This is a genomic window from Embleya sp. NBC_00888, assembly GCF_045207655.1.
Lineage (GTDB): Bacteria > Actinomycetota > Actinomycetes > Streptomycetales > Streptomycetaceae > Embleya.
In genome coordinates, this window is record NZ_CP108784.1 from 7125338 (window position 1) to 7139877 (window position 14540).

Below are 14540 nucleotides of genomic sequence, written 5' to 3' on the forward strand. Positions count from 1 at the left end.
TTCATCGACTCGGGGTGGTGAGCCGCGAAGTGCGTTCACCCGCTCGGGGCGGCGGGCGCGTCGGCAACTGCGTTCACCACCGGGGGTGGTGGGCGCGATGGGTGTGTTCACCCACTCGGGATGGTGGGCGCGCGCCTGTGCTCACCCGATCCAGATGGCGCGCGCCTGTGTTCATTGGCTCGGGATGGTGGGCCGGGAGGGTGCGTGTACTCATTCGGGATGCCCAGGCGCGGGCCACGGTTCACCCACTCGGGATGGTGGGCGCGTCTGTGTACGCCCCCTCGGGATGGCTGGGCGCGAGCATGTGCTCACCCACTCGGGATGGCGGGCGTGAGGTTGCGTGCTACCACTCTCGATCGCGGTCGCGGCCCAGGTTTCACCCCTTCGGGAAGGCTGACGCGAGCGCATGTGCTCACCCACTCGGGAAGGCCGGCGCGGGCCAGGGTTCACCTCCTCGGGAAGGTCGGCGCGGCCCACGGTTCACCCACTCGGGAAGGCCGGCGCGAGCATGTGCTCACCCCACTCGGCATGGCCCGCGCGAGCATGTGTTCACCCACGCGAGGCGGTCGGCGTGTGCGTGTGTTCGCCCGCGCGAGGCGGCGGGCGCGAGCGTGTGTTGGCTCACCCCGCCTTCCCAAGCGACCCGCGGGGCGCGTACTGTACGCCACGCCATCGCGGGAGCTCGGACCAACCGGGCTGAGAGGGCGGCATGGGGTGTCGGCGTAGCGCCGGCGCATCCGGGGCCACCGACCGCTTGAACCTGTCCGGGTAATGCCGGCGTAGGGAGAGCAGGTAGAGCCATGTCGGCTCCGGTCATCGACGACGCACGCCCCGAGACACCGCACGGCGGGACCGAGGCACCACTGATCCTGGACACCGCGCCGCCACGTACTCTCGGGTTCCGTGACCAGGCGGCGTTCTGGGCCAACCTCGGAGTGAGCCTGCTCGGCTTCTCCGGAGCGCTGTTCGTGCTCGCCCCGGCCGGCTATCCGCAACTGTCGATGGTGGCCGCGATCGTCGCGGCCGTCGGCGGCACGCTGATCGGCACCCTCATGGTCGCCGTCGCCGGCATCCCCGGTGCCCGCAGCGGCGCGCCCGCGATGACCGTGTTGCGTGGTCTGTTCGGCACGAAGATCTCCTACGTGCCGACGGTGTTCAACATCGTCCAGTGCATCGGCTGGGGCACCTTCGAGCTGCTGGTGATCTCGATGGGCATCGAGGCGATGACCGACGGTGACGGCCCGCACTGGCTGTACATCGTCGCCGCCGGCGCGGTCACCACGGCGATGACGCTGCGTCCGCTGGGCATGCTGCGGATCCTGCGTCGCTACGTGACGATCGCGGTGGGCATCGCGATGCTCTACTTCTCCATCCAGTTGTGGCGCGAGGGCCTGCCGCCGATGACCGAGGGTTCGTGGTCCGGGTTCTTCCCGGCGATGGACGCGGCGCTCGCGGTCGCGGTCTCCTGGGTTCCGCTCGCGTCCGACTACACCCGCCACTCGCGCGGTACCAAGCCCGCGTTCTGGGCGGCGTTCAGCGGATTCTCGATCACCAGCATCTGGTGCTACCTGCTCGGCCTGGTCGCGCTGGCCCAGGTCGGCGGCGACGCGGACAAGATCTTCGACTCGTTCCTGGGCGTCACCGCCGGGTGGGTGTTCTTCGCCGTGCTGGTCGTGCGCGAGGTGGACCAGAGCTTCGCCAACGTCTACAGCACCGCGATGTCGATCCAGAACCTCGCGCCGCGCGTGGACCGCCGGGTGTTGTGCCTGGGTGTGGGCGCGCTGGTCACCGCGTTCGCGCTGATGGTGAACGACTTCGACACCTACGCGAGCTTCCTGTCGCTGATCGGCTCGATCTTCATCCCGTTGCTCGGTGTGCTCGCGGTGGACCTGTTCGCCGGACGCGGTCGGGCCGGCTGGGACCTGGGGGACCGCGCGCCGGCCCGCTGGGTGATGGTCGTGCCGTGGGTGCTGGGGTTCTGCATGTACCAGATGATCAACCCGGGTTCGGTCGAGTGGTGGGCGAAGTTCTGGGGCCGGCTCCAGGACGCGCTGCACGTCCACGCGCAGACGTGGACCTCGGCCTCACTGTTCTCGTTCGCGCTCGCGGGCGTGACCGCGTACCTCGCGGTCGCGTGGGACCGGCGGCGGGCGGTCGCGGCGCGTTGAGGTGGGCCGGCCGCGTCGGTGGGTGCCTCCTCCCGACGCGGCCGCGATCCACCACCCGGGCGGCCCCGGTGTCCCGGAGCGGAACGCAGGCGCCCCGACCCACGCCGCCCCGAGCCGACCAGCCCCGCCCCGACCGGGTCGCCTAGCTGCCCAGGGCCTTGGCCAACTGCGCCTTGTTCATCGACGAGCGGCCCTTGATGTTGCGGCGCTTGGCGTCCGCGTAGAGCTGGTCGTACGTGGGTGCCTGCGAACCCTTGTGCGAGTTCTTGCCGCCCCGCTTCGCCGAGGACATGTCGTGCAGCGACGAGCGACTCGCGGTCTTGGCCTCGCCCGAGCGGGCGCGCTCCTTGTTGACCGTGCGGGCGGCGATCTCCTCGGCCCGCTTCTCACCGGTGCCGCGCTGCTTGGCGCTCTCCTTGATGTGCTCGTACTGACGTTCGCGCTTGGGGCTGGATCCGCGTGGCATGGTCGTCCACCTCACTTGTAATACTCGCCACTCGATGCCATGTCGGCCTCATCCGCAGCCGCCTTCATCGGCCTGTTTCGGCTACCCACACTCGCGTCGATCACCCGCGCCGGCCGACCGCAGTTGACCTTCGAGCAGGTCGAAGCCGCAGACTCGCCGCCATGGACGACGACACGAACGACGAGGTACGGGACGCACTGGTGGGCATCGGCGCGTTCGCGCGGCGGGTCGGGCTGAGCCCGAGCGCGTTGCGCTACTACGACGACTGCGGCGTGTTGCGGCCCGCGTCGGTGGACCCGGGGACGGGCTACCGCTCCTACGCGCCGGAGCAGGAGGCGCGAGCACTGCGGCTGCGGGCCTTGCGCGAGGCGGAGGTGCCGCTGCCGGAGGCGGTCGCCGTACTCGACGGTCCGCCGGAGCACGCCGAGGCGTTGCTGCGCACCCACCTGGACCGCATGCGCGAACGCGCCGACACCGCGCGGGTCGTGGTCGAGGGCGTGCTGCGCTCGCTGACCACGGCCGGTACGCGGGTGAGCATCGGCGGCGCCGAATGGGCGAGCGCGGTGCGCCAGGTGGTGCCGGCGGCGGGCACGGGGGAGCCGGCGGTGCTCGGGTGTGTGCTGGTCGAGGTGGCCGACGGGGAGGTGCGCCTGGTGGCGACGGATCGCTACCGGCTGTCCGTTCGTACGCTGCGCCCGGGTCGGATCGAGGGCGGGCCGGGACAGGCGCTGGTCCGGGTGGGTGACCTGATCACACTCGGCCCCTGGGCGACCCGACACCGCGAGATCGACCTCGAACTCGACGCCGACGGCTTCCGCCTGCGCGCCGGCGACGAGGTCCACGAGCCGGCGACGTCCGCCGACACCTACCCGGCCTACCGCGACATGCTCGCCGCATTGGCCGCGCCGCAGACCCGCGTCGTGGTGGACCGCGCGGCCTTGCGCGAAGCGCTGCTCGGCGAGGGCCGGGGCCTGGGTCGGGGTCGGGGTCGGGGCGAAGGCGAGGACCACGACCGGGGCGAGGACCAGGACCGAGGCCGGGAAGAGGGCCAAGGCCGAGACCCGAGCCTCAGCCGGAGCCCGGTCCGAGTGTTGACCACGACCCTCGACGGGATCCGAGTCGGCGCCGGCGCCCTGCCCGCGATCTGTGCCGGCCCCGCGACCCGACTCGCGTTCGACCCGGGCACACTCGTACCCGCCCTGGACGCCGGCGTCGGCCCGGACGTCCTCCTCGACATCGCCGCCCCCGACCTACCGATCCTGATCCGCTCCGCCGACCAGGGCAGCTTCACCACATTGGTAATGCCCACGGCCCTCCCCGAAGCCGGGAACCCGAAATAGGGCCGGTCTCGTTCGCCGGCCGCGGGCGGGCCGAAGCATCGATCGGCCGACGTGGCGTCAGGCGCCCTTGTGGCGGCGGCGTCCGCTGCTTTCCAGGTAGCGGGCAAGGCCGGAGAGGAGCATGCACATGCCGATGTAGATCGGGGCGATGACGATGACGACCGGGATGAAGGGGAGGCTGTAGTCGAGGTTGGTGGCGATCTGCTTGCCGGCGTAGAGGAATTCCTCGTAGGAGATCAGGTAGCCCAGCGAGGTGTCCTTGAGCGTGACCACCAACTGGCTGATGATCGTGGGCAACATGGTGCGGACCGCCTGGGGGATCAGGATGTGCACCATCACCGAGGTCTTGCGCATGCCCAGCGCGTAGGCCGCCTCGCTCTGGCCCTTGGGGACCGCGTTGACGCCGCCGCGGAAGACCTCGGCCAGGACCGAACCGTTGTACAGGGTCAGGCCCGCGATCAGGGCCAGACGGGGTTCGACCTTCATCGCGATGAAGATGAAGAAGATCATCACCAGCACGGGCATGGCCCGGAAGAACTCCACCACCAGGCCCGCGCCCCAGCGGACCACCCGGTGATCGGAGAGCCGACCGGCCGCGAAGAAGGCGCCGAAGGCCAGCGAGAGCACCGCCGCCCACGCGAAGACCTCGAGCGTGTTCCTCAGGCCGCGCAACAACAGCTTCTGCACGCCCACGTATTCGAAGGGTGCCCACTTGTCGTGGGCGAACTGTCCGGTGTCGATCAGCTTGTAGATCACCCACGCCAGCACACAGATCAACAGCGCGGTGACGATCCAGCCGTAAGTGCGATGCCGGGCCAGGGCCTTCGGGCCGGGGACGTCGTACAGCGCCGAGGTCTCGATGCTCATCGGGCCACCTCCAGGCGCTTCTCCAGGAAGCGGAACAGGGCGCTGATGGACAGCGTGATGATCAGGTAGCCCACCGCGATCCACAGGAACGTGACGACGATGTCGTAGCCGAGTTCGTTGAGGGTGCGGTACGTGCCGAGCAGTTCGGTGACGCTGAACGAACCGGCGATCGCGGTGTTCTTGGCGAGCGCGATCAGCGTGCTGCCCACCGGTGGGATCACCGCGCGCCCCGCCTGTGGCAGCACGATCAGTTGGAGCGTCTGGCCGAAGTTCATGCCCAGACTGCGGGCCGCCTCGCCCTGGCCGACCGGCACGGTGTTGATGCCGGCGCGGACCGCCTCGCAGATGAACGCCGAGGTGTAGCAGCCCAGGGCGAGCACCGCGAGGGTGAAGAAGGGGAGCACCACGCCGAATCGCGGCAGACCCAACACGACCGCGAAGAACAGCAGGGTGAGCGGGGTGTTGCGGAGCACGGTCACCCACGCGCCGCCGATGATCCGCAGCGGACGGACCGGGGAGACCCGGCAGGAGGCCATCAGCACGCCCACCACGAGCGCGATCGCCGAGGCGGCCAGGGTCAGTTCGACCGTACCCACGAAGCCCTTGCGAAACAGGGCGAAGTTGTCGAGCAGTACATTCATCGTCGTCGACGCCCTCCGCTAGTACCGGTCCACCGGCGGCGGCTGGGGAGCCGGAACGCCGGAGAGACCGAGGGTCGAGTCGTAGGCGCGCTTCCAGTCGCCGTTCGCCTCGTGCGCGACGATCGCGTCGTCGATCGCGAGGCGGAAGTTCCGGTCGCCGCGCGGAACACCGATCCCGTACGGCTCCTGGGAGAACGGCTCGCCGGCGAGCCGGAGTTGGTCGGGCACCTTCGCGGCGTAGCCCTTGAGGATGGTGTCGTCGGTGGTGACCGCGTCGACCTGAAGGCTGATCAGGTTGTCCACGCAGACCGAATAGCTGTCGTAGGCGACGGCGGTGGCCTTGGGATAGTTGGCCACCAGTCGCTGGTACGGCGTGGAGCCGGAGACCGAACAGACCTTCTTGCCGGCCAGGTCCTGCGGGCCGTTGATGTCCTTGTCGTTCTTGCGGACCAGGAGCGCCTGGCCGGCCATGTAGTACGGCCCGGCGAAGCCGACCAGCTTCTTGCGGTTGTCGTTGATCGTGTACGTCCCGACGTAGTAGTCGACTTCGCCGTTCTGCAAGGACGTCTCGCGGTTGGCGGAGGTGATCGTCTTGAACTCGACCCGGTCCGCCGGAAAGCCCAGTGACGCGGCCACCATCTTGGCGATCTCGATGTCGAAGCCCGAGTAGTAGCCGCTCGCCGGGTCCTGCGCGGCGACGTAGGGCTGATCGGCCTTGGTGCCGACGATCAACCGGCCGCGCGACTTGGCCGCGCGGAAGGTGGGCGAGTCGATGTCGACATCGGTGGCGACCTGGTAGGAGGGCAGGTCCTTGGGCTTGGGGCCCTTGGGCGGGGGCGTACCGGACTTGCCGCAGGCGGCGAGGAGGACGGCCGCGAGGAGGAGGGTGAGCAGGGTGGCTGCTCGGGGGGTGTTTCGGAGGGTGGCGCGGGCGCGGGTGTTGGCGTAGGCGTAGGCGTGGGGGCCGGGGCCGGCGTGTGTGCCGGTGCGGGCGTGGGTGCGCATGTGCGATCCCCCGTCAGTGCTTGAGGATCTTGGACAGGAAGTCCTTGGCCCGGTCGGTCTCCGGGTGGTCGAAGAAGTCCTCGGGCCTGCGTGTCTCCATGATCCGACCGTCCGCCATGAACACCACACGATTGGCCGCCGAGCGGGCGAAGCCCATCTCGTGGGTGACCACGACCATCGTCATGCCCTCGACCGCGAGCGTCCGCATGACCTCCAGGACCTCGTTGATCATCTCCGGGTCGAGCGCGGACGTCGGCTCGTCGAACAACATCACCTTGGGATCCATCGCCAGTGATCGGGCGATGGCGACCCGCTGCTGCTGACCGCCGGAGAGTTGCGCCGGGTACTTGGGCGCCTGGTCGGCGAGGCCGACCCGGTCCAGGAGTTCGCGCGCCTTCTTCTCCGCCTCGGCCTTGCTGCGCTTGCGCACCTTGATCTGCGCGAGGGTCAGGTTCTCCAGTACCGACTTGTGCGCGAAGAGGTTGAACGACTGGAACACCATGCCGACATCGGAGCGCAGCCGGGCCAGTCCGCGACCCTCGGCGGGCAGGGGCCGGCCGTCGATGGTGATGCTGCCGGAGTCGATAGTCTCCAACCGATTGATCGTGCGGCACAGCGTCGACTTGCCGGAGCCGGAGGGGCCGATCAGGACGACCACCTCGTTGCGCGCCACGGTCAGGTCGATGTCACGCAGGACGTGCAGCGACCCGAAGTGCTTGTTCACACCGGAGAGAACGACGAGCGGGTCTTCCGAGGTCACAGGTATCCGACTCGCCTTCGACACGGGGGCGGGGGCCGTGCGCGAGCGCACGTGCCCGGTGCATCCACCTCGACGGGTGGGTTCAGTCGCATCGCCACCGCCAACCCCTCTAACGGCCGATAGAGTCCCCTCGCGTGGATGACGCACGGGTGACACGTGCGTGGTCGGCGGCGGGGCCGGGGCCCGGCGGGCCGGTCGCGCGGGCGTGTGAACGTGTGGAGGTGCCGTTGTGTGGTCGCGTGGTCCTGTGGTCGCGCCGGCGGGTGTCGGGTTCGGATGGAGCGGGTCGAGTCGAGGGAGCGGTCGATGGCGAAGGTCAACATCAGCCTGGACGCGAACATCGTGATCGAGGTCATGGTCCTGTCCGGCGTGCGCAACGCGCAGGACGCGATCGAGGCGATCGTGCTCGACTACATCGCGCGTGGGCACCGTACCGAGGCGCTGACCGGCAACGTCGAGGAGCACCGGCGCACGGTCGAGGAGCGCGAGCGGCGCAACCCGGTCACCGACTAGGCCCTGTCCGGCGGGCCCACCGGGATTCGCCGGACAGGGCCCAGGCGGTTCGGCCCGGTCGGTTCGCACCTGGACCGGCCCGGTATTCGCCGAGTTGTGCTGCCCGGCCGGTCTGCTTGTGCCGAGCCGCTGCGTGCGTCCGGAAGGTTCTGCGCGAGAATGATCCCGACCCCGTGTGGCGCTGAGCCGCTGGTCGGGGTCGAGGTCCGGGTCGGCGGGGGACGAGGTGCTTACGCATGCGGTTGTGGCTGAGTTATTTCGCGTTCATGTCCTCGATAGGCCTGACCAATCGCACCACCGACATCTGGCGCAGCGCGCGGGTGGCCGACGACATCGTGCTCGCGTTTCGTTCGTTGCCGCTCGGTGACCCGGCCCGGCGTGGGCTCGTCCGCGCGATGGCGCTGGTGGCGATCCAGATGTGGTGCGTGTCCGTCGTGATCGCGGTGTCGCCGTGGTTCGCGGCGGAGGGGGAGAGCCCGGCCGCGTTCTGGGGTTATCTGTCGATGGTCGCGATCCTGGTGCTGCTGGCCGTCGCGGTGGTCGAGGCGACGGTGATCCTGTTCAATCGGCCGCGCAACGTGGTCGCGCCGCATATGCGGGCGGAGCGCGGGTTGCTGCGCTGAGGGTGCGGCGGGACGGACGGGCCGGCGCACGCTGAGCGTCCGGCGGGCGGTTCCGCGGATCGGGCCCTGCGCCGCGGTCGACCCGGCGGGTGGGTGTGGGTGTCAGTGCGGATGTGGGCGCGGGTACGGGTGCGGTCGGGCCTACGGCAGCAGCGCGCAGGCGCCGTAGCCGAGTACGTGTTCGCGCAGCAGGTCGCTCGTGGCCGGGTCACGGCGGCGGAAGGCGGCGACGATCGGCTCGTGGTCGGCGGCGTTCTCGTGCAGGTCCATCCGGTAGACCCGGATCGACAGCGTCGTCCAGACCTCGATGCCCAGCGCCTCCCAGACCGAGCGCAGCAGCGCGTTGCCGGACGCGGCGACGATCTCGCGATGGAAGGCCACCCCGTGCCGGATCTGGGCGCCCGCGTCGCCCGCCGCCGAGGCCGCGTGCAGCGCGGCGACGTGCCGATCGAGCGCGTCGAGCCGCTCGTCGTCGATCCGGGGCAGCGCGAGCCGCGCCGCGGTCTCCTCCAGGCCGGCCCGTACCGGATAGATCTCGCGTAGGTCGCTCTCGCTGAACGAGCGCACGCGTACGCCCTTGTTGGGCTCCGACTCGACCAGGCCCAGTTGTTCCAGCTCGCGCAGCGCCTCGCGTACGGGTGCCTGGCTGACGCCCAGTTCCACCGCCACGCGACGCTCGACGATGCGCTCGCCGGGCGCCCAGCGGCCGGCGACCACGGCCTCGGTGACGTACTGGCGGATCTGCTCGCGGAGCGGGCGGCGTTCCAGGGTCGGGCGAGGGGGCTCGGTCATCGGGTCAGTCTAGGGCGCGGGAGGCGTTTTTGCGCAATGATCGATCATTGCGCAGAATGAAGGCGCAATGAGGACGCGATGAAGAGGCTTCGCCGCGGGGCTTCACCCGGAAGTCCGTCTCGGAAGTTCCCACCTGGGGAGTCGGCACCGGACGTCCCGACCTGGGGAGTCCGCACCTGACGTCCCGACTCGGGAGGTCCGCACCGGACCTCCCGCGGGTCCGCACCGGACCTCCCCATCGGGAAGTCCGTACCCGGAAGTTCCACCCGGGGAGTTCGCGCCCGGCGGCCTCACCGACACGAAGGAGGGCGGCCCCGATGTCACACCACACGTCGAGCCGTACCCCGAGCGGGCAGCTCGACCAGCTCCCCGACCGGGACCCCGAGGAAACCGCGGAATGGATCGAGTCGCTCGACGCCGTCGTACGCGCAGGCGGACCCGGTCGCGCCCGCCTGCTGCTGGCCCGCCTGCTCGAACACGGCGCACACCGCGGCCTGGGCCTACCGCCCGTGACGCGCACGCCGTACGTCAACACCGTGCCCACCGCTGCCGAGCCGAGCTACCCCGGCGACCCGGACCTGGAGGAGCGGATCACCGCGTACAACCGGTGGAACGCGGCGGCGATGGTGACCCGGGCGAGCCGGTACGGGCTGGGCGGGCACATGGCCACGTACGCGTCGGCGGCCTGGCTGTACGAGGTCGGCTTCCAACACTTCTTCCGGGGGCGGGCCGACGGCGGGTCCGGCGATCAGATCTACTTCCAGGGGCACGCGTCGCCCGGGGTGTACGCCCGGGCCTTCCTGGAAGGGCGCCTGACGGTCGATCAGCTCGACCGGTTCCGGCGCGAGGTGGGCGGCGGTGGGCTGCCGTCCTATCCGCATCCGCGATCCCTCGGCGGCTTCTGGGAGTTCCCGACGGTGTCGATGGGATTGGGACCGCTGGCCGCGGTGTACCAGGCGCGGTTCAACCGCTACCTGCACAACCGGGGCCTGGAGGACACCTCGGGCAGCCGGGTGTGGGCCTTCCTCGGCGACGGCGAGATGGACGAACCCGAGGCCACCGCGGCGCTCACCCTCGCCGCGCGCGAGGGGCTGGACAACCTGGTCTTCGTGATCAACTGCAATCTCCAGCGACTGGACGGCCCGGTGCGCGGAAACGGGCGCGTGGTCCAGGAGCTGGAGAGCGTGTTCGCGGGCGCCGGATGGCATGTGGTCAAGGCGCTGTGGGGCCGGGACTGGGACGAGCTGTTCGCGCGCGACCACGACGGCGAGCTGATCCGCCGGTTGGAGCACACGCCCGACGGCCAGTTCCAGACCTACTCGGCCGCCGACGGCGGGTACATCCGGGACAACCTGCTCGGCGGCGACCCCGACCTGCGCGGCGTGGCGGCGCACTTGGACGACGCGCGGCTCGCGGAGCTGATCGGGTTCTCCCGCGCGGGCCACGAACCGCGCAAGGTGTACGCGGCCTACCGCGCGGCGATCGAGCACCGGGGCGGGCCCAGCGTGGTGTTGGTGCAGACGGTCAAGGGTTGGACGCTCGGGCCGGGCTTCGAGGCGCGCAACGCCAACCACCAGATGAAGAAGCTGCGCCGGGACGAGTTCCGGGAGATGCGCGACCGGCTCGACCTGCCGGTGGCGGACGCCGACCTCGACGGCGAGCTGCCGCCGTACCTGCACCCGGGCCCGGACTCGCGCGAGGCCCGCTACCTGGCCGACCGCCGCCGCGCGCTGGGCGGCCCGGTACCCGCGCGTCGCGTCGCGTTCACCCCGCTTCCGGAGCCGCCGGCGTTGACCGAGGCGCCGTTCGCCGCGCTGCTCAAGGGGGCCGGCAAGCAGGAGATCGCCACCACGATGGCGTTCGTGCGACTGGCCAGGGAGCTGATGCGCGATCCGGTCGTGGGTCGGAGTTGGGTGCCGATCGTGCCGGACGAGGCGCGCACGTTCGGGATGGAGTCGATGTTCCCGACCGCCGGGATCTACTCGCCGCACGGGCAGACCTACGACGCGGTGGACCGCGAACTGCTGCTGTCGTACCGGGAGGCGGTGGACGGACAGATCCTCAACGAGGGCATCACCGAGGCCGGCGCGGTCGCCTCGTTCACGGCGGCGGCCACCGCGTACGCCACGCACGGGCGGCCGATGATCCCGTTCTACGTTTTCTACTCGATGTTCGGCTGGCAGCGGGTCGCCGACCAACTGTGGGCACTGGCCGACCAGATGGGCCGGGGCTTCCTGATCGGTGCGACCGCGGGCCGCACCACGATGACCGGTGAGGGGTTGCAACACGCGGACGGGCACTCGCAGTTGATCGCGTCGACGAATCCGGCGTGCGTGTCCTACGACCCGGCCTTCGCGTACGAGATCGCGGTCATCGTGCGGGACGGCCTGCGCCGGATGCTGACCGCGACGCCGGGACACCCGAGCGGCGAGGATGTCTTCTACTACCTCACCGTGTACAACGAACCGCTTCCGCAACCGCCGATGCCGAGCCCGGACGCGGCCGAGGGGATCCTGCGGGGCATCCACCGCTGCGCGCCTGTCCTCGACGTGGGTGCCGGGACGGGGATTGGCGCGGGTGTCGGCGGGGCTGCCCGCGCGGGTGCCGACGTGAGTGCCGGCGCGGACACCGGTGCCGGCGCCGACGCCGAACTGCTCGCGAGTGGGACGGCGGTGCGGTGGGCGCTGGAGGCGCAACGGTTGCTCGCCGAGGAGTGGGGGGTGTCGGCGCAGGTGTGGTCGGTGACCTCCTGGACCGAGCTTCGCCGCGAGGCGCTTGCCGCCGGGGAGGACCAAGTCCCGTATATCGTAAGGGTTTTGGCGGAGGCAACCGGGCCGGTGGTGGCGGTGAGCGACTGGATGCGCGCCGTGCCCGACCAGATCGCGCCGTGGGTTCGGCAGGACTGGACCTCACTCGGCACGGACGGCTTCGGCCTCTCCGACACCCGAGCCGCCACCCGCACCCATTTCGCGGTGGACGCCCCATCGATCGCGATCCGCACGCTGAGCGCGCTGGCCCGCCAGGGCAAGGCGAAGCCGGAAGTGGTGAGGGAGGCGATGGAGCGGTATGGACGCACGGAGGGGTGATGCGTGGCGGGTGCGCCCCTCGCGGGGGCGCATTGCGGTGCCTGTTGCGGGGTGTCGGGTGGGCGCGGCGGGGTGGTGCGGCGGGGTAGCGCGGGAGGTGGGCGTGGGGGGTTGGTGCGTTGCGCGAGAGCGCCTCGCGGGTACACCTCGCGAGTGCCTCGGGCGTATGCGTGAGACTGTGTCCATGACGATCACATCGGTGACAGTGCGCCGACACGTACCGGACCTGGACGCGGCGATCACGTTCTACGAGCGGCTGACCGGCGAACCGGCGACCCGATTCGCTTTCGCCGGACTGGAGTTGGCGGCCACCGGCCCGTTCCTGGTCTTCACCGGCCCGCCCGAGGCGGCGGCCCGCTTCAGCGGCGTGGCCGCCACCCTCGGCGTCGAGGATGTGGACGCGACGTTCGCCGACCTGATCGCCCACGGCGCCGAACCCATCGCCGAGCCGACACCCACCCCGAATGGCCGCCGCGCGGTGCTCCGCCACCCGGACGGCGCCGTCTTCGAGTACGTCAGCCGCTGACGCCGACCCTGGCCGGATCGGGGCCGCCACCGCCATCGGCGGCGGCCCCGACCGTCCTTCGGCTCAGCTACCGGCGATGAGTTGTGCGGGCCCGAACACGTTGCCGTTGCTGTCGGGGGCTTGTCCGGGGAAGGTGTAGACGTTGCCGTTGGCGGTGCGGGCCCAGAGGTCGGCCTTGCCGTCGGCGTCGAAGTCTCCGTCGGAGGACACCTGGGGGTAGGCGGCGGTGTCGAATCCGGTGGCGATCAGGGTGGGGGTGCGGCTGTAGGCGCCGAGGTCGACAGTGCCGTCCGCGTTCTTGGCGGAGGTGTATTGGTAGACCTTGCCGTCGGTGCGGTCGCGGGCCCACAGGTCGGCGAGGCCGTCACCGTTGATGTCACCGGGGGAGGAGAGCTCCTGGTTACGGCGGTCGATGCCGTCGAGGGCGGTGGCTCGGGGGCTGTTGCGGGAGTGCAACCACAGGCGGTGTATGCCCGTTGTTTCCTCTTCGACGGTGAAGAATTCCGAACGCGCGTCGTTGACGGCGAGGAGTTGCTTCACCTGGGACCAGTTCTGCCGGTAGCCGACGCAGACGCGATCGGCCCGGTCGAGATCGATGCATCGGGGTGCGCGGTTGACGACCAGGACCTGGTCTTTGCGGAAGTAGCTCGTGGTCGGGTCCAAGGTGTTGCGGTACAGCGAAATGGCCCTGCCGTCGTAGACGTAGAGGTCGTCCGCACGCCCTCCGCCGCCACGGTGGCTGACGAGCGCACCGGTCCAGGTCCGTCCGCCGTCGGGCCGGGCCATTGCCCCTTCGTTCGTTGCCGAAGCGAGTACGCCGCCCGATCCGGATTGAGTCGCCGAGCTGTAACCCTTGAGGGCACCATCGGCGTCTACGACGAGGACATCCACGTTGCCGTCGCCGGTGACGTCACCGGGCTTGGGCGCGGGTGGATTCGGATTGCTCGGTGCGTAGAACGAATAGGTCGTCTGCTGCGAGCGGTTGCCCGCCCGGTCGACGGTCCGTGCGAACAGGTTGTTGGTGCCCCACTGCGGCACGGTCAGAGCCGGGGTTCGCCATGTGCCGGATGGCGCGTCGTAGGTCGCCCGTGCCGCTCCGCCGACCGGGATCGGCCCGTTGAGGGAGTATTCGACGGCGGTGACGTCGGGTCCGGCGGTGCTGGTGTCGAAGATGAAGACGCCTTGTTGTCCGGCGTATTTGCCGCCGCCGTTGGTCGGGAAGTCCTGGCTCGTGACGACGGGAGTACCCGGTGGGGTTTTGTCGAAGGTGAAGGTGCAGCCCGTGGCGCGGATCGGGTCGGGTTGGTTCGCGGAGCCGGACTCGACGGTCCATGCGTAGGTCTTGCCGTCGGTCAGTGCGCTGCCGGGGATTTGGGACTGTGCCTCGTGGGTGCCGTATGCCTCCGAGCCCCAACCGCTGTCCCAGGTGGTCGGGTTGCCGTTGCCGACTTCGTGGAGTTCGAAGTGTGCGCCGACGAGTGGCCCGTTCGATTCGCCGACGGTCGCGAAGAGGTCGACGGTGCCGGTGGTGGGGTCGAGCGCACCGATGTAGCCGCAACTGTCGGCCGAGCCGTTGATCGGGACCGGGTTCATCCGAAGGTTGGTGGGGCCGGCGGTCGTTGAGGCGGCGGTGGCCGGTGCGGTCAGCAGGCCGCAGGCCAGGGCGCCGGCGACGAGGCCGCCGGCGAGGGTGGCAAGCCGGCGGCCGTGTGGGAAGGGTTTCTTACGGGACATGGGTGTACTCCTCGTGTCG

General features: G+C 70.2%; 13 protein-coding genes and 1 riboswitch. Of the genes, 6 read left to right on the top strand and 7 right to left on the bottom strand.

All coding sequences use genetic code 11. The annotated features are described in order from the left end of the window. Positions 1 to 664 precede the first annotated feature (664 nt). Positions 665 to 805, top strand: a riboswitch (TPP riboswitch). Further along, entirely contained in the window at positions 801 to 2168 is a 1368-nt protein-coding gene (locus OG948_RS30245; RefSeq protein WP_406299478.1) for a purine-cytosine permease family protein, read from the top strand. It overlaps the preceding riboswitch by 5 nt. 142 nt (positions 2169 to 2310) lie before the next feature. Here the strand turns inward: OG948_RS30245 and OG948_RS30250 are convergent, their stop codons facing one another. Further along, positions 2311 to 2634 carry a plasmid stabilization protein gene (locus OG948_RS30250; protein ID WP_395873915.1) on the bottom strand — a complete coding sequence of 108 codons (324 nt, stop codon included), beginning with the start codon at positions 2632 to 2634 and terminating at the stop codon, positions 2311 to 2313. A 161-nt stretch (positions 2635 to 2795) separates the two neighbouring features. On the opposite strand from OG948_RS30250, the gene OG948_RS30255 reads away from it, so the two are divergent. Then, entirely contained in the window at positions 2796 to 3974 is a 1179-nt protein-coding gene (locus tag OG948_RS30255; RefSeq protein ID WP_406299479.1) for a MerR family transcriptional regulator, read from the top strand. A gap of 57 nt (positions 3975 to 4031) precedes the next feature. Here the strand turns inward: OG948_RS30255 and OG948_RS30260 are convergent, their stop codons facing one another. Genes OG948_RS30260 through OG948_RS30275 form a run of 4 tightly spaced genes read right to left on the bottom strand, consistent with a single transcriptional unit; the run spans position 4032 to position 7247 of the window. Continuing rightward, positions 4032 to 4841 carry an amino acid ABC transporter permease gene (locus tag OG948_RS30260; protein ID WP_406299480.1) on the bottom strand — a complete coding sequence of 270 codons (810 nt, stop codon included), beginning with the start codon at positions 4839 to 4841 and terminating at the stop codon, positions 4032 to 4034. Next, positions 4838 to 5482 carry an amino acid ABC transporter permease gene (locus tag OG948_RS30265; protein WP_406299481.1) on the bottom strand — a complete coding sequence of 215 codons (645 nt, stop codon included), beginning with the start codon at positions 5480 to 5482 and terminating at the stop codon, positions 4838 to 4840. The genes OG948_RS30260 and OG948_RS30265 overlap by 4 nt, the downstream gene beginning before the upstream one ends. A gap of 18 nt (positions 5483 to 5500) precedes the next feature. Continuing rightward, on the bottom strand, positions 5501 to 6487 hold the full coding sequence (locus OG948_RS30270; RefSeq protein ID WP_406299482.1) for a glutamate ABC transporter substrate-binding protein: 987 nt from the start codon (positions 6485 to 6487) through the stop codon (positions 5501 to 5503). A 13-nt stretch (positions 6488 to 6500) separates the two neighbouring features. Continuing rightward, a complete protein-coding gene (locus OG948_RS30275) occupies positions 6501 to 7247 on the bottom strand; it encodes an amino acid ABC transporter ATP-binding protein (protein ID WP_406299483.1) in 747 nt (248 codons plus the stop codon). A 306-nt stretch (positions 7248 to 7553) separates the two neighbouring features. Between OG948_RS30275 and OG948_RS30280 the strand changes: the two genes are divergently transcribed. Both OG948_RS30280 and OG948_RS30285 read left to right on the top strand, forming a co-directional pair. Further along, a complete protein-coding gene (locus OG948_RS30280) occupies positions 7554 to 7760 on the top strand; it encodes a DUF2191 domain-containing protein (RefSeq protein WP_406299484.1) in 207 nt (68 codons plus the stop codon). Positions 7761 to 7996: 236 nt separating this feature from the next. Then, complete coding sequence (locus OG948_RS30285) at positions 7997 to 8383, top strand: hypothetical protein (protein WP_406299485.1); 387 nt, start codon at positions 7997 to 7999, stop codon at positions 8381 to 8383. A 141-nt stretch (positions 8384 to 8524) separates the two neighbouring features. On the opposite strand, the gene OG948_RS30290 is transcribed toward OG948_RS30285, so the two are convergent. Continuing rightward, positions 8525 to 9175: a GntR family transcriptional regulator gene (locus OG948_RS30290; protein ID WP_406299486.1), complete on the bottom strand. Its 651-nt coding sequence runs from the start codon at positions 9173 to 9175 to the stop codon at positions 8525 to 8527. A gap of 317 nt (positions 9176 to 9492) precedes the next feature. Between OG948_RS30290 and aceE the strand changes: the two genes are divergently transcribed. Further along, complete coding sequence (aceE, locus tag OG948_RS30295) at positions 9493 to 12261, top strand: pyruvate dehydrogenase (acetyl-transferring), homodimeric type (RefSeq protein WP_406299487.1); 2769 nt, start codon at positions 9493 to 9495, stop codon at positions 12259 to 12261. Positions 12262 to 12445: 184 nt separating this feature from the next. Next, a complete protein-coding gene (locus tag OG948_RS30300; protein WP_406299488.1) occupies positions 12446 to 12787 on the top strand; it encodes a VOC family protein in 342 nt (113 codons plus the stop codon). A gap of 63 nt (positions 12788 to 12850) precedes the next feature. On the opposite strand, the gene OG948_RS30305 is transcribed toward OG948_RS30300, so the two are convergent. Then, positions 12851 to 14521: an FG-GAP repeat domain-containing protein gene (locus OG948_RS30305; RefSeq protein ID WP_406299490.1), complete on the bottom strand. Its 1671-nt coding sequence runs from the start codon at positions 14519 to 14521 to the stop codon at positions 12851 to 12853. Between the last annotated feature and the right edge of the window lie 19 nt (positions 14522 to 14540).

What these genes read in the sequence shown, in the direction of transcription:
- OG948_RS30245 (WP_406299478.1), top strand. Translation starts at nt 801, where the DNA reads ATGTCGGCTCCGGTCATCGACGACGCACGCCCCGAGACACCGCACGGC.
- OG948_RS30250 (WP_395873915.1), bottom strand. Translation starts at nt 2,634, where the DNA reads ATGCCACGCGGATCCAGCCCCAAGCGCGAACGTCAGTACGAGCACATC.
- OG948_RS30255 (WP_406299479.1), top strand. Translation starts at nt 2,796, where the DNA reads ATGGACGACGACACGAACGACGAGGTACGGGACGCACTGGTGGGCATC.
- OG948_RS30260 (WP_406299480.1), bottom strand. Translation starts at nt 4,841, where the DNA reads ATGAGCATCGAGACCTCGGCGCTGTACGACGTCCCCGGCCCGAAGGCC.
- OG948_RS30265 (WP_406299481.1), bottom strand. Translation starts at nt 5,482, where the DNA reads ATGAATGTACTGCTCGACAACTTCGCCCTGTTTCGCAAGGGCTTCGTG.
- OG948_RS30270 (WP_406299482.1), bottom strand. Translation starts at nt 6,487, where the DNA reads ATGCGCACCCACGCCCGCACCGGCACACACGCCGGCCCCGGCCCCCAC.
- OG948_RS30280 (WP_406299484.1), top strand. Translation starts at nt 7,554, where the DNA reads ATGGCGAAGGTCAACATCAGCCTGGACGCGAACATCGTGATCGAGGTC.
- OG948_RS30285 (WP_406299485.1), top strand. Translation starts at nt 7,997, where the DNA reads ATGCGGTTGTGGCTGAGTTATTTCGCGTTCATGTCCTCGATAGGCCTG.
- OG948_RS30290 (WP_406299486.1), bottom strand. Translation starts at nt 9,175, where the DNA reads ATGACCGAGCCCCCTCGCCCGACCCTGGAACGCCGCCCGCTCCGCGAG.
- aceE (WP_406299487.1), top strand. Translation starts at nt 9,493, where the DNA reads ATGTCACACCACACGTCGAGCCGTACCCCGAGCGGGCAGCTCGACCAG.
- OG948_RS30300 (WP_406299488.1), top strand. Translation starts at nt 12,446, where the DNA reads ATGACGATCACATCGGTGACAGTGCGCCGACACGTACCGGACCTGGAC.
- OG948_RS30305 (WP_406299490.1), bottom strand. Translation starts at nt 14,521, where the DNA reads ATGTCCCGTAAGAAACCCTTCCCACACGGCCGCCGGCTTGCCACCCTC.